This window comes from Nocardioides ginkgobilobae (assembly GCF_054781275.1).
Genome location: NZ_BAAGUS010000004.1, coordinates 214,438 through 235,327, shown reverse-complemented (window position 1 = coordinate 235,327; position 20,890 = coordinate 214,438). Strand labels below are relative to the sequence as shown.

General features: G+C 73.2%; 18 protein-coding genes. 5 read left to right on the top strand and 13 right to left on the bottom strand.

Annotated features, from left to right (window positions below; genetic code table 11):
• Nucleotides 1–13 precede the first annotated feature (13 nt).
• Entirely contained in the window at nt 14–718 is a 705-nt protein-coding gene (locus tag ACYVID_RS06265; RefSeq protein ID WP_460735476.1) for a TetR/AcrR family transcriptional regulator, read from the top strand.
• Between the two features lie 78 nt (nt 719–796).
• On the opposite strand, the gene ACYVID_RS06260 is transcribed toward ACYVID_RS06265, so the two are convergent.
• The gene (locus tag ACYVID_RS06260; RefSeq protein WP_460735474.1) at nt 797–2,080 is read right to left on the bottom strand and encodes an acetyl-CoA C-acetyltransferase; all 1,284 of its coding nucleotides are present in this window, start codon (nt 2,078–2,080) and stop codon (nt 797–799) included.
• A 147-nt stretch (nt 2,081–2,227) separates the two neighbouring features.
• Here ACYVID_RS06260 and ACYVID_RS06255 point away from each other — a divergent pair, with 147 nt between their 5' ends.
• Nucleotides 2,228–3,562, top strand: a complete 1,335-nt coding sequence (locus ACYVID_RS06255) for a 3-oxoacyl-ACP reductase (RefSeq protein ID WP_460735472.1) — start codon at nt 2,228–2,230, stop codon at nt 3,560–3,562.
• Nucleotides 3,555–4,454, top strand: a complete 900-nt coding sequence (locus ACYVID_RS06250; protein WP_460735470.1) for a MaoC/PaaZ C-terminal domain-containing protein — start codon at nt 3,555–3,557, stop codon at nt 4,452–4,454. The genes ACYVID_RS06255 and ACYVID_RS06250 overlap by 8 nt, the downstream gene beginning before the upstream one ends.
• Before the next feature lie 148 nt (nt 4,455–4,602).
• On the opposite strand, the gene ACYVID_RS06245 is transcribed toward ACYVID_RS06250, so the two are convergent.
• The 4 genes from ACYVID_RS06245 to ACYVID_RS06230 form a co-directional block, all read right to left on the bottom strand.
• The gene (locus ACYVID_RS06245) at nt 4,603–5,850 is read right to left on the bottom strand and encodes a peptidoglycan DD-metalloendopeptidase family protein (RefSeq protein ID WP_460735468.1); all 1,248 of its coding nucleotides are present in this window, start codon (nt 5,848–5,850) and stop codon (nt 4,603–4,605) included.
• A 132-nt stretch (nt 5,851–5,982) separates the two neighbouring features.
• The gene (locus ACYVID_RS06240) at nt 5,983–6,870 is read right to left on the bottom strand and encodes an acyl-CoA thioesterase (protein ID WP_460735466.1); all 888 of its coding nucleotides are present in this window, start codon (nt 6,868–6,870) and stop codon (nt 5,983–5,985) included.
• Nucleotides 6,870–7,727 (bottom strand): acyl-CoA thioesterase, encoded by an 858-nt coding sequence (locus tag ACYVID_RS06235; protein WP_460735464.1) that lies wholly within the window; start codon nt 7,725–7,727, stop codon nt 6,870–6,872. Before ACYVID_RS06235 ends, ACYVID_RS06240 begins: the two co-directional genes overlap by 1 nt.
• Complete coding sequence (locus ACYVID_RS06230) at nt 7,727–8,716, bottom strand: proteasome assembly chaperone family protein (RefSeq protein WP_460735462.1); 990 nt, start codon at nt 8,714–8,716, stop codon at nt 7,727–7,729. The genes ACYVID_RS06235 and ACYVID_RS06230 overlap by 1 nt, the downstream gene beginning before the upstream one ends.
• Nucleotides 8,717–8,925: 209 nt before the next feature.
• Here ACYVID_RS06230 and ACYVID_RS06225 point away from each other — a divergent pair, with 209 nt between their 5' ends.
• Both ACYVID_RS06225 and ACYVID_RS06220 read left to right on the top strand, forming a co-directional pair.
• Nucleotides 8,926–10,122: a thiolase family protein gene (locus ACYVID_RS06225; RefSeq protein WP_300643377.1), complete on the top strand. Its 1,197-nt coding sequence runs from the start codon at nt 8,926–8,928 to the stop codon at nt 10,120–10,122.
• Nucleotide 10,123: 1 nt separating this feature from the next.
• Complete coding sequence (locus tag ACYVID_RS06220) at nt 10,124–12,199, top strand: 3-hydroxyacyl-CoA dehydrogenase NAD-binding domain-containing protein (RefSeq protein WP_460735460.1); 2,076 nt, start codon at nt 10,124–10,126, stop codon at nt 12,197–12,199.
• Between the two features lie 59 nt (nt 12,200–12,258).
• Here the strand turns inward: ACYVID_RS06220 and ACYVID_RS06215 are convergent, their stop codons facing one another.
• The 8 genes from ACYVID_RS06215 to ACYVID_RS06180 form a co-directional block, all read right to left on the bottom strand.
• Nucleotides 12,259–13,650 (bottom strand): hypothetical protein, encoded by a 1,392-nt coding sequence (locus ACYVID_RS06215; RefSeq protein WP_460735458.1) that lies wholly within the window; start codon nt 13,648–13,650, stop codon nt 12,259–12,261.
• A complete protein-coding gene (gene dxs, locus ACYVID_RS06210) occupies nt 13,634–15,604 on the bottom strand; it encodes a 1-deoxy-D-xylulose-5-phosphate synthase (RefSeq protein ID WP_460735456.1) in 1,971 nt (656 codons plus the stop codon). Before dxs ends, ACYVID_RS06215 begins: the two co-directional genes overlap by 17 nt.
• Nucleotides 15,605–15,692: 88 nt before the next feature.
• Nucleotides 15,693–16,628: an SMP-30/gluconolactonase/LRE family protein gene (locus ACYVID_RS06205; RefSeq protein WP_460735454.1), complete on the bottom strand. Its 936-nt coding sequence runs from the start codon at nt 16,626–16,628 to the stop codon at nt 15,693–15,695.
• Nucleotides 16,625–17,053, bottom strand: coding sequence for an NUDIX domain-containing protein (locus ACYVID_RS06200; protein WP_460735452.1), 429 nt, complete (start codon nt 17,051–17,053; stop codon nt 16,625–16,627). Before ACYVID_RS06200 ends, ACYVID_RS06205 begins: the two co-directional genes overlap by 4 nt.
• A 35-nt stretch (nt 17,054–17,088) precedes the next feature.
• On the bottom strand, nt 17,089–17,460 hold the full coding sequence (locus ACYVID_RS06195) for a hypothetical protein (protein WP_460735450.1): 372 nt from the start codon (nt 17,458–17,460) through the stop codon (nt 17,089–17,091).
• A gap of 49 nt (nt 17,461–17,509) precedes the next feature.
• Complete coding sequence (locus tag ACYVID_RS06190) at nt 17,510–17,914, bottom strand: YjbQ family protein (protein ID WP_460735448.1); 405 nt, start codon at nt 17,912–17,914, stop codon at nt 17,510–17,512.
• Between the two features lie 5 nt (nt 17,915–17,919).
• Nucleotides 17,920–19,848, bottom strand: a complete 1,929-nt coding sequence (locus ACYVID_RS06185) for a M3 family metallopeptidase (RefSeq protein WP_460735446.1) — start codon at nt 19,846–19,848, stop codon at nt 17,920–17,922.
• A gap of 27 nt (nt 19,849–19,875) precedes the next feature.
• The gene (locus ACYVID_RS06180) at nt 19,876–20,874 is read right to left on the bottom strand and encodes a glycoside hydrolase family 26 protein (RefSeq protein WP_460735444.1); all 999 of its coding nucleotides are present in this window, start codon (nt 20,872–20,874) and stop codon (nt 19,876–19,878) included.
• Nucleotides 20,875–20,890 lie beyond the last annotated feature (16 nt).

Here is a 20,890-nt window from a genome sequence, read left to right as displayed (position 1 = left end):
GTATCGTGGCCGTGTGACCACTGACCGGGTGACCACGCGCGCCCCCGAGACCGACGGGCGCCGTTCCGCAGCCGCCGCGCGCCGGCGCGCCCGGGAGGCCGAGATCCTCGCCGCGACCCGGGCCCTCTTCGACGAGCGCGGCGTCCGCGACGCCCAGATCGAGGACATCGCCCGCGCCGTCGGCATCAACCGCGCGATCGTCTACCGGCACTTCAGCGGCAAGGAGGAGCTGTTCGCCCTCACGCTGGTGGGCTACCTCGAGGAGCTGCGTCACGACCTCGAGACCGCCTCGCGCGCCGGCGGGACCGCCGAGGAGCGGCTGGCCCGGATCGTCACCGCGTTCGTGGACTACTCCCTGGCCCACCCCGCCTTCGTCGACTGTGCCCAGACGCTGATGCGCCGCTCCGGCCCCGAGCTGCTCGACGAGATCTCGGAGGGCGCGCTCTTCCGCCTCGGCCGCGGCATCGCCGGCTGCCTGGCCCAGCTCTCCGGTGCTCTGGAGGACGGCGTGCGCAGTGGCGACTTCCGGGTGCAGGACCCCATCCTGCTCGCCAACACCCTCTACGCCAGCGGCCTCGGTGCGCTCCAGCTCGCCCGCGTCGGGATCCTGGTCATGGAGGCCGCCCCCGGTGTCCCCACCGTCGGCAAGATCTCCGCCGACCAGGTGCGCGACCACCTCGTCGTCTCCGCGCTCGCGCTGGCCCGCGGCGGCCGCTGAGCACCACGCACGACGGCCCCGCCCCCGCGCACAGCGGGGACGGGGCCGTCGACGTCGTACGTCGTGCGGCTCAGCGCCTCACGGACGCTCGAGGATCGCGGTCACGCCCTGGCCACCGGCGGCGCAGACCGAGATGACACCGCGCCCGGAGCCCTTCTCGGCGAGCAGCTTGGCCAGCACCGGGATGATCCGACCGCCGGTGGCGGCAAACGGGTGCCCGGCGGCCAGCGAAGAGCCGTTGACGTTGAGCTTGTCCCGGTCGATCGAGCCCAGCGGGGCGTCGAGGCCCAGGCGCTCCTTGCAGAACACCGGGTCCTCCCACGCCGCGAGGGTGGCGAGCACCTGGGATGCGAAGGCCTCGTGGATCTCGTAGAAGTCGAAGTCCTGCAGCGTCAGGCCGGCGCGCTGGAGCATCCGGGCCATCGCGTACGCCGGGGCCATCAGCAGGCCCTCGCCGCCGTGGACGTAGTCGACCGCGGCCGTCTCGTACTCGGTGATGTAGGCCAGCACGGGCAGCCCGCGCTCCTTGGCCCACTCCTCCGAGGCCAGCAGCACCACGGACGCACCGTCGGTCAGCGGGGTGGAGTTGGCGGCGGTCATGGTGGCGGCCTCGCCCTTGCCGAAGACCGGCTTGAGCTTGGCGAGCTTCTCGACCGAGGAGTCCGGGCGCAGGTTGGAGTCGCGCTCCAGCCCGCGGAACGGGGTGATCTGGTCGTCGAGGAAGCCGCGGTCGTAGGCGGCGCCGAGCTTCTGGTGGGAGGCGGCGGCCAGCTCGTCCTGCGCCTCGCGGGTGATCTGCCACTCCAGGGCGGTCAGCGCGGCGTGCTCGCCCATGGACATGCCGGTGCGGGGCTCGCCGTTCTGCGGGATCGCCAGGCCGATGTCTCCGGGGCGGATCGCGCCGAGCGCGGCGAGGCGGCCCTTGGTGTCCTTGGCGGCGTTGACCTTGAGCAGCTTCTTGCGCAGCTTCTCGCTGATCGCGACCGGGGCGTCGGAGGTGGTGTCGGTGCCGCCGGCGATGCCGACCTCGATCTGGCCGAGGGCGATCTTGTTGGCGACCTGGATCGCGGCCTGGAGGCCGGTGCCGCAGGCCTGCTGGATGTCGGTGGCCGGGGTCTCGGGGGCGAGCTTGGAGCCCAGCACCGCCTCGCGGGTCAGGTTGAAGTCGCGCGAGTGCTTGAGCACCGCACCGGCCACGACCTCGCCGACAGCCTCGCCGGCCAGGCCGAAGCGGTCGACGAGACCGTCGATGGCCGCGGTCAGCATCTCCTGGTTGGAGGCGGTGGCGTAGGCGCCGTTGGAGCGGGCGAACGGGATGCGGTTGCCGCCGATGACGGCGACACGACGGGTCTGGGTCTGCATGGGGCCATCCTTGCCCCGGACGGGGCCGTGGAGGAAGGCTGTGAGGGCCACGTCACGAAAAGTGGACACCCAGTTACACGTCTAGTTACATGCTGGCGGGGCCGTCGCCCCGTCCACCTACGACCAGCCCCGGAGGATCCGCGCGCCATGAGCGACAAGTACCAGAGCTTCACCCAGAGCCCGCTCGGCAAGCTGCTCGTCAAGAACCTCGGCCTCCCCGCCCCGACGCGCCTGGAGCGCTACACCGCCGGCGCCCCCCTGGTCGACGGCACCGTGGTCGTCGGCGGTCGCGGTCGCCTGGCGGAGTCGCTGCCCGGTCTGCTCGACACCGTCGGCATCGCCAGCACGCAGGTCACGGAGGACGGCCAGAAGTACAAGGGCCTGGTCTTCGACGCCACGGGCCTGACCTCGGCCGACCAGCTGGTCGCGCTGCAGCAGTTCTTCACCCCCCTCATGCGCAGCCTCGCCTCGTGCCCCCGCGTCGTGGTGCTCGGCACCCCGCCGGAGCAGGTCCAGGGTGGCGAGCGCGTCGCCCAGCGTGCGCTCGAGGGCTTCACCCGCAGCCTCGGCAAGGAGATCGGCAGGGGCGGCACCGTCCAGCTGGTCTACGTCGCCGACGGCGCCGAGGCCGCGGTCACCAGCACCCTCGCCTTCCTGCTCTCCCCCAAGTCCGCCTACGTCTCGGGCCAGGTCGTGCGGATCGGCGCCACCGGCACGAAGAAGGCCGGCGCCGTCACGGACTGGCAGCAGCCGCTGGCCGGCAAGGTCGCCCTGGTCACCGGTGCCAGCCGCGGCATCGGCGAGCAGATCGCCCGGGTCCTGCACCGCGACGGTGCGACCGTCGTCGGCGTGGACGTGCCGCAGGCCGCCAACGAGCTGCAGTCGCTGATGAAGGAGCTCGACGGCGACTGGCTGACCCTCGACATCACGGCCAAGGACGCCCCGCAGCGCATCGCCCACCACCTCTCCACCAAGCACGGCGGTGTGGACGTGGTCGTGCACAACGCCGGCATCACCCGCGACAAGAAGCTCGCCAACATGGGCGAGGACCGCTGGGAGTCGGTCATCGCGGTCAACCTCACCGCACCCGAGAAGATCACCCGCGAGCTGCTCGAGCAGAAGGTCGTCAACAAGGGCGGCTCGATCATCGGCGTCGCGAGCATCGCCGGCATCGCCGGCAACGTCGGCCAGACCAACTACGCCGCCTCCAAGGCCGGCGTCATCGGCTTCGTCGACAGCCTCAAGGACGAGCTGGAGGACGGCATCACCATCAACGCCGTCGCCCCCGGCTTCATCATCACCGCCATGACCGCGGCCGTCCCGCTGGCCACCCGCGAGGTCGGCCAGCGCCTCAACGCCATGTCCCAGGGCGGCCTGCCCGTCGACGTGGCCGAGACCATCGCCTGGTTCGCCTCCCCCGGCTCGACCGCCGTCAACGGCAACGTCGTGCGGGTCTGCGGCCAGATGATGCTGGGTGCCTGAGGTGGCCGGCACCGAGATCACGGTCAAGCAGCACGACGGCGGCGCCGGCCTCGGCAGCCTGCTCAAGGCCGCCCTGCCGAGCGTCCCCGTCGTGGGCTCGCTGCCCGGGGTGCGCAAGGCGTCCGCGGAGGGCTTCGTCGGCCTGGGCTACCAGCGGCCGCCCGTCACCGTCGAGGCCGAGCACGTGGCGGCGTACGCCGAGGTGTGCGGGTTCCCGCAGAAGGACACCGTCCCGCTGACCTACCCCCACATGCTGGCCTTCGGGCTGCACATGGCGATCATGACCGATCCGGCGTTCCCGGCTCCGGCCATCGGCACCGTCCACCTGGAGAACTCCATCACCGCGCACCGCTCGGTCCGCGTCGGGGAGACCCTCGCGGTCGCCGCTCGGGTCGAGCCGCCGCGGGCGCACGCCAAGGGCCGGGTCTTCGACTTCGTCACCACGATCACCGACCCCGACGGCGCGCCGGTGTGGGAGAGCACCAGCTCCTACCTGCGTCGCGGCAAGGGCGAGGACAGCGCTTCCGCCGGCCTCGACATCCCCGTCGCCTCGTCCAACGGCGTGGTGTGGAGCCTGCCGGGCGACCTCGGCCGCCGCTACGGCGCGGTCTCCGGCGACCTCAACCCGATCCACCTCTACCCGCTCACCGCGAAGGCGCTCGGCTTTCCGCGCCAGATCGCGCACGGCATGTGGAGCCTGGCCCGGTGCGTCGCCGCACTGGAGAACCGCCTCCCCGAGGCGGTCACCGTCGACGTGGCGTTCAAGAAGCCGATCCTGCTCCCGGGCAAGGTCGCCTTCGGCTCGGAGAGGTACGACGGCAGCTACACGTTCTCCCTCACCGACCCGCGCACGGGCGCGCCGCACCTGGTCGGCCGCACCACCGCCCGCTGAGGACCGCCGAACCGTCACTTCCGAACCCTCGACCCGTCATTTCCGCACCGCACCTGGCGCGGAACTGACGGGTCGAGGGTTCACTTCTGACGGCTCGGCGGTTCTTTCCTGACGGCTCGGCGGTTCGTGCCTGACCGCTCGGCGGTGCTCAGCGGGGGCGGCCGAACTGCGTGGCGGCCGTGGTGCTCCGGGCAGCCGTCGCGGCCGCGGCCCGGCGCTCGGTGAAGGTGGCCGTCGCGGGGTCCCACACCCCGACGTCGGTCGTGGCGTTGCCGTCCCAGTCGCCGGTGACCGGCAGGTCGCCCGGGCTGCCGAACTGCACCTCGGCGGTCCAGGTCAGCCCCTCGGCGTCGACGCGGCGCAGCGTGAAGGTGGCGGTGGTCGGGTCGAAGACCCCCACGTCGGTGGTGCCGTCGCCGTCCCAGTCGCCGGTCACAGGGAGGTCGGCGGCGTCGCCGAGGGACACGGTGCGCACCGAGCCGTCGGCGCCGCGGAGCGTCCAGGCCCCGGTGGCGGGTGAGCGGACGCCCACCTCCCACACCCCGTCGCCGTCCCAGTCACCGGCGACCGGCTGGTCCGAGCCGGCGCCGAGCGAGAGCGTCGTGGTGGCCTGCTTCCCCACCCGCATCGTGAAGACGCCCTCGGCGGGGCTCCACACGCCCAGGTTGGCCTTGCCGTTGCCGTCCCAGTCACCCAGGACCGGCTCGTCGGTGGCGGTGCCGAGCCGCATCGTCTTGGGCTCGCGACCGGGGCGCTGCACCAGGAAGAGCGAGCGCGGGGCGCGACGGTAGACCACCAGCTCGGCCGTGCGGTCCCCGAGCAGGTTGCCGGCCAGCGGCAGGTCGACGCAGTTGCCCGAGGCCTGCGTTGCGCCGTACGTGAACGGCACCCCGCCGAACCACGCCTCGACGTCCTGCCCGTCCTGGCGCTGCTCGTAATGCAGGTGCGGACCGGTGGAGTTGCCCGTCGAGCCGACCGTGCCGAGCAGCGCCCCCTGGTCGACCCGCTGACCGGTCACCACGTGCACGTCCTGCAGGTGGGCGTAGACGGTGCTCTCCCCCGCGCCGTGGTCGACCACGACGTGCCGGCCGTAGCCGCGGGTGGACGTGGCGTCGGCGCGGGAGACGACACCCGGCGCGGACGCGACGACCGGGTCATCGAGGTCGTCGACCCGGTTCCAGTCGATCGCCCGGACGCTCGGGCTGTGCGAGGACCGGGTGGTGCCGGTCCACTCCTGCGCGCAGGGGAACGGCATCTCGTAGTCGCTCACCGGTTGCGCGTACGCCGGAGCGACCGCCCAGAGGATCGCCCCGGCCGTGAGGCCGGCGAGGAGCGTGGCGAGCGCCGTGCCGCTGGCACGCGCGGCCCGGTGCCGGGCCGTCGACGAGCGCCTCATGGGGTCCCCTGTCCGTCCGGGCGGCCTCCGTCACGAGGTCGTCACAGGCACCACAGGAGTGCACAGCCACCACATTCGTCACAAAGGTAACGACACGCCGCAGCAGATGTCACGAACTACACCGTTGTCATGCTAGGCGCGGGGCCGGATCAGACCCTCCTGGGCCACCGTGGCGACCAACGTCCCGTCCTCGGTGAAGATCCGTCCGAGCGCCAGACCACGGGCCGACTGGGCCGAGGGCGACCACTGGTCGTAGAGCCACCAGCGGTCGGCCCGGAAGGGGCGGTGGAACCAGATCGTGTGGTCGAGCGAGGCCATCTGCACCTCGTGCGGCGAGACGGGGTGGGCGGCCAGCGTGGCGCCGAGCAGCGAGACGTCGGAGGCGAAGGTGAAGGCGGCGACGTGGGTGACCGGGTCCTCCCCGAGGTCGCCGTTGACCCGGGCCCACATCCGGGCGCGGGCGGGGTGCACCTCGTCGGGCTCGAGCCCGTGCTTGGAGTTGCCGATCCAGCGGACGTCGAGGGAGGCCCACTCGCGGCCGAGCGCCTCGGCGTCGCTGTTGCCGCGCGCGGTCATGAGCGAGACCAGGTCCAGGCCCTGCTCGGGCCGGGCGACCTCGGGCATCGCGTCCTGGTGCGACCAGCCCTCCTCCTCGCGCTGGAAGTTGGCGGTGAGGAAGTAGATCGGACGACCGTGCTGGCGCGCGGCGACCCGACGCGTGGCGAAGGAGCGCCCGTCGCGGATCCGCTCGACGTCGTAGACGATCGGCAGGGACGGGTCCCCGGGCAGCAGGAAGTAGGAGTGCAGCGAGTGCACCCCCATCTCCTCGGGCACCGTGCGGATGCCGGCGCAGAGCGCCTGGGCGGCCACCTGGCCGCCGAAGACCCGGCCTCGCGGCGTGGGCACCGACTGGCCGCGGTAGAGGTCCTGGTCGATCTCCTCGAGGTCGAGCAGGGCGACCAGCTCGTCGACGGCGCCCTGGTCGGGCTCGCGCAGCGGCGTGGGCTCGGGGACGCGCATCAGCCGCGCTCCTCCTTCGGCCGGACCTTGCGCAGCAGCGCCTCCTGGGCGGTCGAGGCCACCAGCCGCCCGTCCTCGGTGAAGACCCGGCTGTTGATCAGCCCGCGACCCCCGGAGGCACGCGGGGCGTGCTGGTCGTAGAGCCACCACCGGTCGGCGCGGAACGGCTCGTGGAACCACACCGTGTGGTCCAGGGAGGCGACCATGATGTCGGGTCCCCCGAGGCGGTAGCCGTGCGGCGCGAGCGCGGCGCCGGCGATCGTCATGTCCGAGGCGTAGGCGAAGGCGGCGGCGTGCACCAGCGGGTCGTCGGGCAGCTCGCCGTCGATCCTCAGCCAGAACCGCTGCCGGCCGGGCCGCTGCGGGTCCGGGGGCAGCAGGTCGGCCGAGGAGCCGACGTACCGCATGGAGATGGCGTCCCACTCGGTGAACTCGCCGTCGGCGCGGCGCGCCATCGGGTCCAGCGCGTCCTCGGGCGAGGGAACGTCGTCGGGGAAGACGTCCTGGTGGTCCAGGCCCTCCTCCGGCTTCTGGAAGTCCGTGGTCAGCGCGAAGATCGGCCGGCCGTGCTGGCGGGCGAGCACCCGGCGGGTGGCGAAGGACCGGCCGTCGCGCAGCGCCTCCACGTCGTAGACGATCGGCGCGCCGGTGTCGCCGGGCTGCAGGAAGTAGGAGTGCAGCGAGTGCACGACGTACGCCGGGTCGGTGGTGCGCGCGGCGGCGACCAGCGCCTGCGCGGCCACCTGACCGCCGAAGACCCGCGGCAGGACCGAGGCCTGCTGGCTGCCGCGGAACAGGTTGTCGTCGATGGTCTCGATGTCGAGCAGACGCAGCAGCTCGTCGACGTCGCGGGGCATCAGCGACCTCCGTCCGTCTCGTCGGTGGCACTGCCGCCGGTCTCGTCGCCGTCCAGCCCGGCCAGGAACTGCTCGAACTGCTCCCCGAGCTGCTCGCCCGTCGGTAGCGGCTCGTCCGGGGCCAGCAGCGAGGCGCCGGACTCCTCGGCCCGCTCGAAAGCGTCGTACTGCCGCTCGAGGGCGGCCACCACGTCGGCGACCTCCTCGTGCTCGGTGAGGTAGCGGGTGATCTCGGCCTCCCGGTCCTCGGCCTCGGCCCGGAGCCCCGACAGGTCGACGGTGAGCCGACCTGCGCGCTCGACCTGCTCCAGCAGCGCGACCGCGGCCTGGGGGTAGGGCAGCTGCGCGAGGTAGTGCGGGATGTGGGCGACGAATCCCTGGGCAGGGTGCCCCCACTCCCCCAGCCGGATCTCCAGCAGCGCCTGGACGCTGGCCGGGACCCGGAGCTCCCCGCGCCACGGCGAGGCGCCGATGAGCAGCTCGGGGTCGTTGGCGTGGTGGGTGATCGCGATCGGGCGGGTGTGCGGCACGGCCATCGGCACCGAGCCCATGCTGACGACCCGGGTGACGCCGAAGCGCTCCACCACCCGGCGCACCGCGCGCACGAAGCCCTCCCAGCGCACGTCGGGCTCCGGCCCGCGCAGCAGGAGGTACGGCGTGCCACCGGTGTCGTGCAGCAGGCGCACGACCAGGCGGGGCGCGTCGTAGTCGGTGTAGCGGTCGACGACGAAGGACACGGGGGGCCGGCGCGCACGGTAGTCGTGCAGCTCGTCGACCTCGAAGGTCGCCACGACCCGTCCGGCCGCCGGGCCGGTGTCGTCGAGGTCCACCAGGTGCTGGGCGGCACGGGCGGCGGCGCTCCCGGCGTCGAGGAACCCGTCGAGGACCACGACCATGGTCAGCTCGCCCCCGGGTGCGCCGGGGCGGTCGGCCCGCGAGTCGAGCTCGGGCACCTCGTCGACGATGTGCACGAGACGGTGGTCGGCCACGGTGGCGCCACGCTCCTCTCCGGTGGGGGACGGTCGTTCCGAGGACTGCTCGGACGGTCGGGGAAGCCAGTGGCGGCCCACGATATTCCCGACCCGCGGTGCCTCACCGGGCGCCCTGTCGACGCTGAGTTACCGGTGGGTACTACTGATGGGTAACCGAGCGGGTAGCGTGTCGCCCGTCCCCGAGCACCCCACCCACAGGAGACCCCGTGCCCCGACAGCTGCGAGAGGTCGTCTTCGTCGACGGCGTGCGCACTCCCTTCGGCAAGGCCAAGGGCCAGTACGCCGAGACCCGCGCCGACGACCTGGTCATCAAGTGCATCCGCGAGCTCATGCGGCGCAACCCGTCGCTCCCGCCCGAGCGCGTCGACGAGGTCGCGATCGCCGCCACCACCCAGATCGGCGACCAGGGCCTGACCATCGGCCGCACCGCCGCCCTGCTCTCCGGGCTGCCGCAGTCGGTGCCCGGCTACGCCATCGACCGCATGTGCGCCGGCGCGATGACCGCCGTGACCACCACCGCGGGCGGCATCGCCTTCGGCTCCTACGACGTCGCCATCGCCGGCGGCGTGGAGCACATGGGCCGCCACCCCATGGGCGAGGGCGTCGACCCCAACCCGCGCATCCTCTCCGAGCGCGTGGTCAACCCGGACGCGCTCGTGATGGGCAAGACCGCGGAGAACCTCCACGACCGCTACCCCACGATCACCAAGGAGCGCGTCGACGCCTACGCCGTGCGCTCCCAGGCCAAGACGGCCGCGGCGTACGACGCCGGCAAGATCCAGCCCGACCTGGTGCCCGTCGCGACCCGCTCGGCCGAGCTGGGCTGGGGCCTGGCCACCACCGACGAGCCGATGCGCCCACAGACGACGATGGAGAGCCTCGCCGGGCTCAAGACCCCGTTCCGTGCCGCCGGCAACGTCACCGCCGGCAACGCGGCGGGCATCAACGACGGCGCCACCGCCGCCCTGCTGGCCGAGGAGGAGACCGCCCGCGAGCTCGGGCTGCCCGTGCGCATGCGCCTGGTGTCCTACTCCTTCGTCGGCGTCGAGCCCGAGGTCATGGGGGCCGGCCCGATCCCGGCCACCGAGAAGGCCCTCAAGCAGGCCGGCCTCACCATCGACGACATCGAGGCCTTCGAGGTCAACGAGGCCTTCGCTGTGCAGGTGCTGGCCTTCCTGGAGCACTTCGGCATCGCCGACGACGACGCCCGGGTCAACCCCTACGGCGGCGCGATCGCCATGGGCCACCCCCTGGCCTCCTCCGGCGTGCGCCTCATGACCCAGCTGGCGCGCCAGTTCGAGGAGCGCCCCGAGGTCCGCTACGGCCTGACCACCATGTGCATCGGCATCGGCATGGGCGGCACGGTCATCTGGGAGAACCCGCACTGGAACGGAGCCAACTGACGTGAGCACCACCATCGACACCCTGCTGGAGCGCGCCCAGGCGATCTCCTCCGACGCCGAGCGCGTCACCGAGGCCAAGCTGCGCAAGGTCGCCCTCCCCGGCGGCGCCGGCACGATCGGCCTCATCACCCTGGACAACGGCGAGGACCACACCAAGCCCAACACCTTCGGCCCCCGCGGCCTGATCAGCCTCAACACCGCGATCGACGCGGCGCTGGCCGACGACGAGGTCACCGCGCTGGCCGTGACCGGCAAGCCGTTCATCCTCGCCGCGGGCGCCGACCTCACCAGCATCGCCGGTGGCGGCCCGGACGCCGTGCGGGTCGTGGCCGAGCTCGGCCACGCGGTCTTCCGCAAGCTCGGCGACCCCGGCGGCAAGCCGTCCTTCGGCTTCGTCAACGGCCTGGCGCTGGGCGGCGGCCTCGAGGTCGCGCTGCACTGCACCTACCGCACCGTCATGGACTCCGCGCCCGCCCTCGGCCTGCCCGAGGTCATGCTCGGCCTCGTCCCCGGCTGGGGCGGCGCCTACCTGGTGCCCAACCTGGTCGGTCCGGCCACCGCGGTCCAGCTGATCCTCGAGAACCCCCTCAACAACGGCAAGACCGTCGGCGGCCAGCAGGCCTTCGAGCTCGGCCTGGCCGACGCGGTCTTCCAGGGCGCGGACTTCCTGGAGCAGTCGCTGCTCTGGGCCGCCTCGGTGCTGCGCGGCGACGTCGTCGTGGAGCGCCCCGAGGTCGACCGCGGCCAGGGCTGGGACGACGCCGTACGCCGGGCCCAGCAGGTCGCCCAGGCCCGCACGGGCGGGGCCTCGCCCGCCGCAGCCAAGGCCGTCGAGCTGATCGACGCCGCGCGCGACGGTGACCGCGACGCCGGGTTCGCCCGCGAGGACGACGCCCTGCACGCGCTGTCGCAGACCCCCGAGCTGCTCGCCAGCCTCTACGCCTTCGACCTGGTGCAGAAGCGGGCCAAGCGCCCCGCCGGCGCCCCGGACCGCTCGCTGGCCCGCCCGGTCACGAAGGTCGGCATCGTCGGCGCCGGCCTCATGGCCAGCCAGATGGCGCTGCTGTTCGTCCGTCGCCTCGAGGTGCCGGTCGTGCTGACCGACCTCGACCAGGAGCGCGTCGACAAGGGCGTGGGCTACGTCCACGCCGAGATCGACAAGCTGCTCGCCAAGGGCCGCATCAACCAGGACAAGGCCAACCGCCACAAGGCCCTGGTGTCCGGCTCGGTCGACAAGGCCACCGGCTTCGCGGGCGCCGACTTCGTCATCGAGGCGGTCTTCGAGGAGATGTCGGTCAAGAAGTCGGTCTTCGCCGACGTCGAGGCCGTGGTCTCCCCCGAGTGCGTGCTGGCCACCAACACCTCCTCGCTCTCCATCACCGAGATGGCAGCGGACCTGCAGCACCCCGAGCGGGTCGTGGGCTTCCACTTCTTCAACCCCGTCGCGGTCATGCCGCTGCTGGAGATCGTCCAGGGCGAGAAGACCGACGACGCGACGCTGGCCACCGCCTTCGGCACCGGCAAGGCGCTGAAGAAGACCACGATCCTGGTGCAGGACAGCCCGTCCTTCATCGTCAACCGGCTGCTCGGGCGCTTCATGTCCGACGTCAGCCGGGTGCTGGACGAGGGCACCCCGATCGACGTCGTCGACGGCGCCTTCGCCGGTGTCGCACCGATGTCGCCGTTCACGCTCATCGCCCTGGTCGGCCCGGCCATCGCGTTGCACAACACCGAGACGCTCGCGGCGGCGTTCCCCGACCGCTTCTACGTCTCCCCCGCCCTCGAGCGGGTCGTGGCGGCGCGCAAGGGGGCCTACTTCGGTCCCGACGGGTCCCTGGACCCCGAGGTCGAGGCGCTGCTGGAGAAGCCGGCCTCGCCGGTCGTGCTGTCGCGCGAGGAGGTCCGCACCCGGGTCCTCACCGGCCTGGCCGAGGAGGCGCGGCTGATGCTCGACGAGGGCGTCGTCACCGCTGCCGAGGACCTCGACCTGGCGATGATCACCGGTGCCGGCTTCGCGTTCTGGAACGGCGGGCTCACGATGCTCCTCGAGCGTGAGGGCCTCGGCTCCTTCCACTGAGCACCGCACGACCAGCGGACCACGACGGGCCCTGGCTCCCGCCTCGGAGGAGGAGGGGGTCAGGGCCCGTACGTCGCCAGCATCAGCCTCGCCGCCCGCCGGGCGAGGTCCTCGGTGGTGAGCCCCGTGCGCTGGGCCAGCACCTCCTCGCCGCGCTCGTCGACCCCCATGGCCGGGTCCTCCCCGCGGGCGGTGACCACCTCGGCCGCCGCGTCGAGGTCGTCGACCAGGGTCCACAGCACCTCGTCGCCGTACGCCGTCGTGAGGGCCTCGCACGCCCACCACGAGAGCCCGTAGTTGGCGCCCGAGGTCGCGCCGTTGAACCCGTCGGAGCGGGGCAGGTCGAGGGGCTCCCCCGACGGCTCCTCCCCGTCGAGCCCGTCGCGGGCGGCCACGAGCGAGGCCGTCGAGAGCGCCCGGTCCTCGGGCGCGAGCGGGGCGACCGAGACCCACTCGGCGATCCCCTCCGAGAGCCAGACCGGCACGGCGTCGTCGCGCGGTCCGAGGGCGACGTGGGTGAGCTCGTGGCGCACGAGCCGGTCGCGGGCCCCGTCCTCGCGGGTCAGCATCCGCGGGTGGAGGGCGACCCGGACCCCGGCGGTCCCGGCGCTCGGGTCGGCGTCGTCGAGCGGCACCGGGAACGCGACCGCGTCGACCAGCTCGGGGTCGCCGCCCGGCAGCTCGGCCAGCGAGCCGAGGAACCCGGAGTCGCCCAGGGCGTACACCACGACCCGGCGCTCCCAGGCGTAGGGCACCACGGCGCTGACGTCGGCGATGCCGCGCTGCACCGACTCCAGCAGCGCGTCGGCACTGCCGACCGAGGTGGCGTCGAAGACGCCGAGGACGCCCGCCACCTCGCGGACCTCGACCGGGCCCCGGTCCCAGGGCTGGGCCACCACGCCGTTGCGCTCCTCCCACGCCTCGTCGGTCACCGAGGCCAGCCGCAGCCGGCCCCGTGATCCGGGCGTGAAGAGGTAGCGGTCGCGGGCGACGACCGGGGCGGCGTCGTACCCCTCGAGCTGGAGGTGGACTCGCACGACGACCCAGTAGGACTCGCCGTCGCGCAGCACGTCGGCGGGGTCGAACGAGTAGCGGAACACCTGGAGCGGCAGGTCCTGCAGGGCGCGGAAGTAGTCGGCCTGCGCCGCGACCAGCTCACCGCCGCGACGGGCCAGCCCGGAGCGGAAGACCTGCTCGTCGCCCTCGCGGACGGCGACGGCCCGCCGGCGCAGGACACGCTTGAGCTCCTCGACGACCCCCGGTGGTGCCGGTGCCGCCGAGGTCCCGGGCGAGGACGTCTCGTCGTCGGAGAGCAGGCTGCAGCCGCTCAGCGCTCCCACCGCCAGCGCGGCGCCGACGAGCGCGGAGCCCCAGCGGACGCTCCTGCGGTGCGACCGGCCGTGGCCGAGGTGCGGGTCTCCCTCCCAGGACCTCTCAGCCGCGCCGGTCACGCGACCGGTCGCCGGGCGGACCGGCGACCTCGGGCTGCGCTGCGCCCGGGTCGACGACCGTGTCGCCGTCGTCGGTGAGGTCCCCGGTCAGGTCGTCGGCCATGGCCTCGACGATGCCGCGGGCCAGGTGCTGGGCGGTGAGGCCGATCCGTTCGAGGATGACGTCGCGCTTGGCGTGGCCCAGGAACTCCTGCGGGATCCCGTGCAGCTGCACCGGGGTGCGCACGCCGGCGGCGACGAGCGCCTGGAGCAGCGAGGCCCCGCAGCCGCCCTGCACGCCGTTGTCCTCGACGCTGACCACCAGCCGGTGCTCGCGGGCCAGGTCGACCAGCGCCGGGTCGACGGGCTTGACCCAGCGCGGGTCGACCACGGTCACGCCGATGCCCTGGTCCGTCAGGCGTTGGGCGACCTCGACCGCGGTGGTGGCCATCGAGCCGACCGCGACCACGAGCACGTCGCGGGCGCCCGAGCGCACGAGCACGTCGCAGCCCCCGGCACGGTCGACCGCGGGCACGTCGGTCGGCGGCGCTCCCTTCGGGAACCGCACGACCGTCGGGGCGTCGTCGACGTCGACCGCCTCGTCGAGCAGCTCCCGCAGGCGGGTGGCGTCGCGGGGCGCGGCCAGGCGCAGGCCGGGCACGACCTGGAGGACCGACATGTCCCACATGCCGTTGTGGCTGGCGCCGTCGTCGCCGGTGACGCCGGAGCGGTCGAGCACGAAGGTGACGCCGCACTTGTGCAGCGCGACGTCCATGAGCACCTGGTCGAAGGCGCGGTTGAGGAAGGTCGCGTAGACCGCGACCACCGGGTGCAGACCGCCCATCGCGAGGCCGGCCGCCGAGGTGGCGGCGTGCTGCTCGGCGATGCCGACGTCGAAGGTGCGCTCGGGGAAGTGCGCCTCGAAGGCGTCCAGGCCCACCGGGTGCATCATCGCGGCGGTGATCGCCACGACGTCCTTGCGGCGGTGCCCCAGGTCGACCATGGCGTCGGAGAAGAAGTCGGTCCAGATGCGGCCGCGCTTGCGCTCCTCGCCGGACTCGATGTCGAAGGGCTGGGGGCTGTGGAACTGGTCGGCCTCGTGGCGCTCGGCGGCGTCGTACCCGAAGCCCTTGCGGGTCAGGGCGTGCACGATGACGGGGCCGTTGAAGCGCTTGGCCTGGGCGAGCGCGGTCTCCATGGCAGCCCGGTCGTGGCCGTCGACGGGACCGACGTACTTCAGGCCGAGGTCCTCGAAGAGGCCCTGCGGGGCGAGCGCGTCCTTGAGCCCCTTCTTCATGGCGTGCAGCGCGTCGTACGCCGCGGGGCCGACGCCCGGCACGGCGTTGAGCCGCTTCTTGACCACGTCGAGGACGTGCTCGTAGCGCGGGTCGGTGCGCAGGCTCGACAGCGCGGTGGCCAGGCCGCCGACGGTCGGGGTGTAGGAGCGGCCGTTGTCGTTGACCACGATCACGAGGCGGCTGTCGGGGGCGACCGCGATGTTGTTGAGCGCCTCCCAGGCCATGCCGCCGGTCAGGGCGCCGTCGCCGATGACGGCGACGACGTGCCGGTCCTCCCCGCGGATGCGGTAGGCCTTGGCCAGCCCGTCGGCGTAGGACAGCGCAGTCGAGGCGTGGGAGTTCTCCACGATGTCGTGCGGCGACTCGGCCTGGCTGGGGTAGCCCGAGAGGCCGCCCTCCTGCCGCAGCCCGTCGAACTGGCCGGCCCGACCGGTGAGCATCTTGTGGACGTAGGACTGGTGCCCGGTGTCGAGGACGACCCGGTCGCGCGGGGAGTCGAAGACCCGGTGGATGGCGATCGTCAGCTCCACGACGCCGAGGTTGGGGCCCAGGTGGCCACCGACCCGCGAGGTGGAACGGACCAGCAGGTCGCGGATCTCGCTCGCCAGGAGGTCGAGCTCCGCGTCGGTGAGGCTCCGGAGGTCACGGGGTCCCGAGACCGACTCCAGCACTCCCATTCGGGGGGTCCTCCTCCTGCGTCGCTTCCCCCGGGACGGTGCGCGTCGCGCAGCCCGGGGCGGAGTACCCGAGTCTAGACGGGCGAGGTCACAGATCCACGACCCCGACGGAGGGCTCGTGCAGGCTGCCGATCCACACGCGCCCGTCGTGCTCGCGCACGCCGGTGGCCATGTGGAAGTCGGGCGTGTCCAGGTCCAGGTCGTGCACGAGCGTGCCGGCGGCGTCGTAGGCCTGGACCCGGCAGGTGCGCTTCGGAGCCGGCTGGAACCGCTCCGGGATCTTGGTCACACCCTTGCGCACGAACAGCGGCGCGCGGCCGAGCCGCTCCACGACCGGGTCGGTGGGGCTGGCGATGCTGACCCAGATGAGGCCGTCGCTGCCGCGGGCGATGTTGTCGGGGTAGCCGGGCAGGTCGGACACGAGGAGGTCGCGGGTGCCGGCACGGTCGCCGGCGAGCCAGTGCCGCACGAGGGTGCGCCCCCGGGTCTCGGCGACGACGACGAAGGACTCGTCGGGGGCCAGGGCCACGCCGTTGGCGAAGCGCAGTCCGTCGAGCACGGTCTCGACCGAGCCGTCGGGGCGCAGGGCGAGCAACCGGCCGCTCGCGGTGTCCTGGACGAAGTCGTCCTTCCACCGGTCGATGCCGAAGTGCCGCGAGGAGTCGGAGAACCAGACGGTGCCGTCGGTGGCGATCGCGGCGTTGTTGCAGAAGACCATGGGGACGCCGTCGACCGCGGCCAGCACCTGCTCGACCGCCCCGGTGTCGGGGTCCATCCGCAGCACGCCGCGGTGGGAGTCGCAGACCAGCAGCCGGCCGTCGGGGTCGACCTCGATGCCGAGCGGGCGCCCGCCGGTGCTGCCGACCTGCTCGACCCTGAGGCCGTCGTGGGACACCCGCAGCACCGCGCCGTCGACGGTGCCGGTGTAGACCGCCCCCTCGTGCCGGCCGGATGTGGCGACGACGACGTCCTCGGCGCCGTCGTGGCCGACGGGGTGGACCTGGAGCGTGCGGGAGCGGGTCATGCGGACAGCCTCCTGTAGATCGGTCCGGCGAGGAAGCCCGGCAGCACCTGGCGTGCCGAGCCGGTGAGGTCGAGTGCGAGCACCCGGCCGGGGTCGACGAAGACGATCTGGCGCCCCTCGGTGCAGGTGATGTCGGGGTCGTCGAGGTCGACGGCCGCGGCGTAGAAGGTCATCTGGTCCCAGGTGCCGTAGCCCGCGTGGAAGACCTGCAGCTGCTCGACCAGCTCGAGCTCCTCGGGAGCCAGCACGACACCGGTCTCCTCCTCCAGCTCGCGGACCGCGCCGGTCAGCGGGTCCTCGCCGGGCTCGAGGTGGCCGCCGCACAGCCCCCACTTCTCGGGGTCGATGACCGGGTGCTCGTCGCGCTCCTGCATGAGCAGGCGGCCACGACGGTCGACCAGGACGATGCAGGCGAAGTCGTGCACGCCTGGGAACCTACCCCCGCACCCGCCGCCGCGAGCTAGAGCCGCGCGCGGTAGCGCCGCCCGCGCAGCGCCTCCTCCACGAGGCCGACCTCGCGTCGTACGCCGACGAGCCGGGCCTCCTCGGCCAGGAAGGTCTGCACGGCCGCCTCCACCACGTCGCCGTCGGCGACCTGCGGCAGGTCGGCGCGGGCCTCGCTCAGCCCGCGCCGGATGGCGGCGTGGCAGCCCTCCACGTGCAGCACCGCGAACCGCGCGAGCACGACGGGGTGGCGCCGCAGAGCGGGGTAGGAGCGGAACTCCGGGGGGCAGAGGTCCAGCAGCCAGGCGCAGGCCGTGGCCTCCCAGTCGGGTGCGTCGGGCGGGCGCACGGCCCGGGGCCAGCCGGGCGGGGCGACGAGTCGGTCCATGACCCCGATGCTACGCCACGATCGAACACGTGTTCGATCCCGCATCGACTCAACCCTCCAGGAACGAGAACCGCACCTCGCGCTCGGGGTTGTCGACGTTGAGGTCGACCAGGCACAGGCTCTGCCAGGTGCCGAGGGCGAGCTCCCCGTCGAGCACCGGCAGCGTGGCGTAGGGCGGGACGAGCGCCGGCATCACGTGCGACCGGCCGTGACCGGGGGTGCCGTGCCGGTGGCGCCAGCGGTCGTCGGCGGGCAGCAGGTCGGCGAGCGCGGCGAGCAGGTCGTCGTCGGAGCCGGCTCCCGTCTCGAGCACCGCGAGGCCGGCGGTGGCGTGCGGCACGAAGACGTGCAGTAGCCCGTCGCCGCGGCCGGCGACCCAGGCGCGGGCGCGGTCGGTGAGGTCCAGGACGGTGTCGCGGCCGCCGGTGCGGACGCTGAACGTCTGGCTGTCCACGGCGCTCAGCCCTCCAGCCACGCGGTGAAGGCGCGCGAGTCGTAGGGGCGGCCGAGGAAGGACTCGACCAGGTCGGCGGCGTCCCGGCTGCCCCCGGCGGCGAGCACGGTGTCGCGGTAGCGGGTGGCCACGTCGCGCGCGAAGAGGTCGTCGGGGTCGAAGGCGGAGAAGAGGTCCTTCGCGATGACCAGGCTCCACATGTAGGTGTAGTAGCCCGAGCCGTAGCCCTCCAGGTGCCCGAAGCCGCAGTGGAAGTGGGTGCCGGGCAGCTGCGCCCAGACCGCGTAGCGGTCCGAGAGCTCCTGCGAGCGCCGGGTCAGGTCGACCGGGAGCTCGGCGTGGAAGCGGTAGGAGACGGCCGCGTAGTACATCTGCGTGCGCGCGTAGTAGCCCTTGCCGAGCTCGTCGGCGGCGCGCATCCGCTCCACCAGCGCCGCCGGGATCGGCTCCCCCGCCTCGTCGACGGCGAAGCTGCTGAGCACCCCGTGGTCCCAGGCCCACTCCTCCAGCATCTGGCTCGGGGCCTCCACGAAGTCCCACTCGGTGGCCACGCCCGAGAACCGGACCCACGGGTGGCGTCCGGCCAGCACGTGGTGCAGCAGGTGGCCGAACTCGTGGAACAGCGTGACGACCTCGGAGTGGTCCATCCGGGTACGGCCGAAGTTGCACACCAGCACGCCCTCGGGCAGCTGGCGACCACCCACCCCGCGGACCAGGTCGAACTGGGCGGCGTGGTTGTACTTGCCCGCGCGCGGGTGCAGGTCGAGGTGGATCCGACCGAGCAGGTCGCCGGAGTCGGCCAGCCTGACGTCGTACGTCGCCACCTCGCTGTGCCAGCTGGGCGCGTCGGGGACCGGGACGTACTCCAGGCCGAACAGCCGCCCGGTCACCTCCAGCAGGCCGGCCCGGACCCGCTCGGAGGCGAAGTACCGCCGCACCGCCTGGCCGTCGACGTCGAACCGCTCGCGGCGCACGACCTCGCCGTAGTAGCGGGCGTCCGCGACGTCCAGCCGGCCCAGGCCGGGGTGGTCCTGGCGGGCCCGCTCCAGCAGCAGGGCGGCATCGCGCTCCGCACTGGCGGTGGCGGCCTCGGCGATCTTGTCGATGAAGGCGGCCACCGCGTCGCCGGTGCCGATCATCTTGACCTCGGCGTCGTAGTCGGGCCAGGAGGCGTAGCCGAGCAGCCGGGCCTGCTCGTCGCGCACCCGCAGCAGGTCGTGCAGGACGGGGTCGTTGGCCGGCCAACCGATGTCGAGGAACGTGTGCATCACCGCGTGCCGCGCCTTGGGGTCCGCGGAGAACATCAGGAACGGGTTGGTGTCGGGGTAGCCCGTGGTGATGGTGACCTTGCCGTCCTCGTCGACGGGGTGCGCCTCCACGTAGTCGTCGGGCAGGCCGGCCAGGGCGCTGGCGGGCACGCGGGTCTCCCCCGCGCCCTCGCGGATGTTGCGGGAGAAGGCTTGGCCCAGGTCGGTGTCACGCGCGGACAGCTCCCGCAGCCGCTCGCGGGTGCGCTCGTCCCGGTCGACGCCCGAGCGGCGGAAGGAGCGCAGCGCGTCGGCCAGCACCCGGTCGGCGCCGTCGGGCAGTCCCTCGGTGGGGGCGGCCGACAGCACGGCGTACACGACCGGGTCGAGCATGAGGGTGGTGCGCAGCTCGTGCAGCTGCTGCTCGTAGCCCTCGGCCCGCTCGCGCAGCTCACCGTCGGGGTGGACCTGGGAGAGCAGGCCGGCCACGGCGAAGGCGTTGGCGAGGGCGACGTGGAGGTCGTTCCAGACCAGCAGCGTCCCCGGGTCGCCCTCCGGGGTCTCCCGCAGCACCGCGACCAGCCCGCGGGCCTCCTCGAGCCCGCCGAGGACCCTGGTGTCGAGGAAGCCGTTCCAGGCCTCGAGGTCGTCGGTCGCGGGCAGGGTGAGCGGCTCGAGGTGGGACACGCCCGCCACGCTACCCAGCCCGACGGCTCAGCCGGCCCAGGAGGTGCGGAAGGCCTCGAGCGCGGTCGGGCTGGAGTCGATGCGCCAGTCCAGCTCCTTGCGGTGGTGGAACCAGGTCACACCGGCCAGCCGCGGATCGGCGCGCAGGGTGGTGAACATGTCGCGGATCCACGCCGCCTTGTCGCCGGTGCCGTCGGGCGCGGCCTCCGGCGTGGCGGTCTCCGAGACGTGCACCGGCAGGCTGGTCAGCGTCCCGAGCTCGGACAGGCCCTGGGCCACGACGTCGTAGAAGCGCAGCCACGTTGTGCCGGACAGGTGGCCGGCCCAGTTGTACCCGTCGAGGCCGACCTGGTCGACGTACGAGGAGCCGGGCCAGACCTGGGCCATCGGCGTGCTGCCGGGGAAGGGCACGTTGGGCGACCAGCGGAAGACCGCGTTGGTCGCTCGCTCCTTGCGGAAGACCTCGCGCACGCGCCGCCAGGCCGCGACCGCGTCCGCGGCGGTGGTGCCGGCGACGCCCGGCGACCAGGGGTACCACGTGCCGTTGGACTCGTGGGCGAAGCGGATCACCACCGGGGTCGCGAAGCCACGCACCGCCCGGGCCCAGCCGCGCACGTAGGCGTCGTGCTGTCCGGCGGCGATGCTGCGCATCGAGTACGTCGTCTGGTCGGCGCCCTGCGCCGTGTCCCAGGGCTCCCACGTGATGACCGGCGTCGCGCCGAGCGAGCGGACGCGTGCGGCGTCCTCGGCGGGGAACCCGGTCTGCAGGCCCCAGGCCACGAACCACATCACCTCGTCGGGGACCCGGCCCAGCTGCGACACCAGCTGCTGCAGCTCGGCGCCACCGGGGGCCCCCTCGGTGCTGACGCCTACCCGCTTGGCGGTCGAGGGGGTCGGTGGGGTGCCCGGGCCCGGCTTGCCCTTCGCAGGGGCGGGTGCGGCGAGCACGACGGCGGCCAGGGTGGCGGTCAGGACTGCGGCGGTGAGCAGCGCGACCAGCCGTGCGACGGGACGGGACCGGGACACGGGGGACGTTGCGGAC

Excerpts from the sequence above, each read along its gene's own strand:
- ACYVID_RS06260 (WP_460735474.1), bottom strand. The coding sequence starts at position 2,080 with ATGCAGACCCAGACCCGTCGTGTCGCCGTCATCGGCGGCAACCGCATC.
- ACYVID_RS06255 (WP_460735472.1), top strand. The coding sequence starts at position 2,228 with ATGAGCGACAAGTACCAGAGCTTCACCCAGAGCCCGCTCGGCAAGCTG.
- ACYVID_RS06245 (WP_460735468.1), bottom strand. The coding sequence starts at position 5,850 with ATGAGGCGCTCGTCGACGGCCCGGCACCGGGCCGCGCGTGCCAGCGGC.
- ACYVID_RS06240 (WP_460735466.1), bottom strand. The coding sequence starts at position 6,870 with ATGCGCGTCCCCGAGCCCACGCCGCTGCGCGAGCCCGACCAGGGCGCC.
- ACYVID_RS06235 (WP_460735464.1), bottom strand. The coding sequence starts at position 7,727 with ATGCCCCGCGACGTCGACGAGCTGCTGCGTCTGCTCGACATCGAGACC.
- dxs (WP_460735456.1), bottom strand. The coding sequence starts at position 15,604 with ATGGGAGTGCTGGAGTCGGTCTCGGGACCCCGTGACCTCCGGAGCCTC.
- ACYVID_RS06205 (WP_460735454.1), bottom strand. The coding sequence starts at position 16,628 with ATGACCCGCTCCCGCACGCTCCAGGTCCACCCCGTCGGCCACGACGGC.
- ACYVID_RS06195 (WP_460735450.1), bottom strand. The coding sequence starts at position 17,460 with ATGGACCGACTCGTCGCCCCGCCCGGCTGGCCCCGGGCCGTGCGCCCG.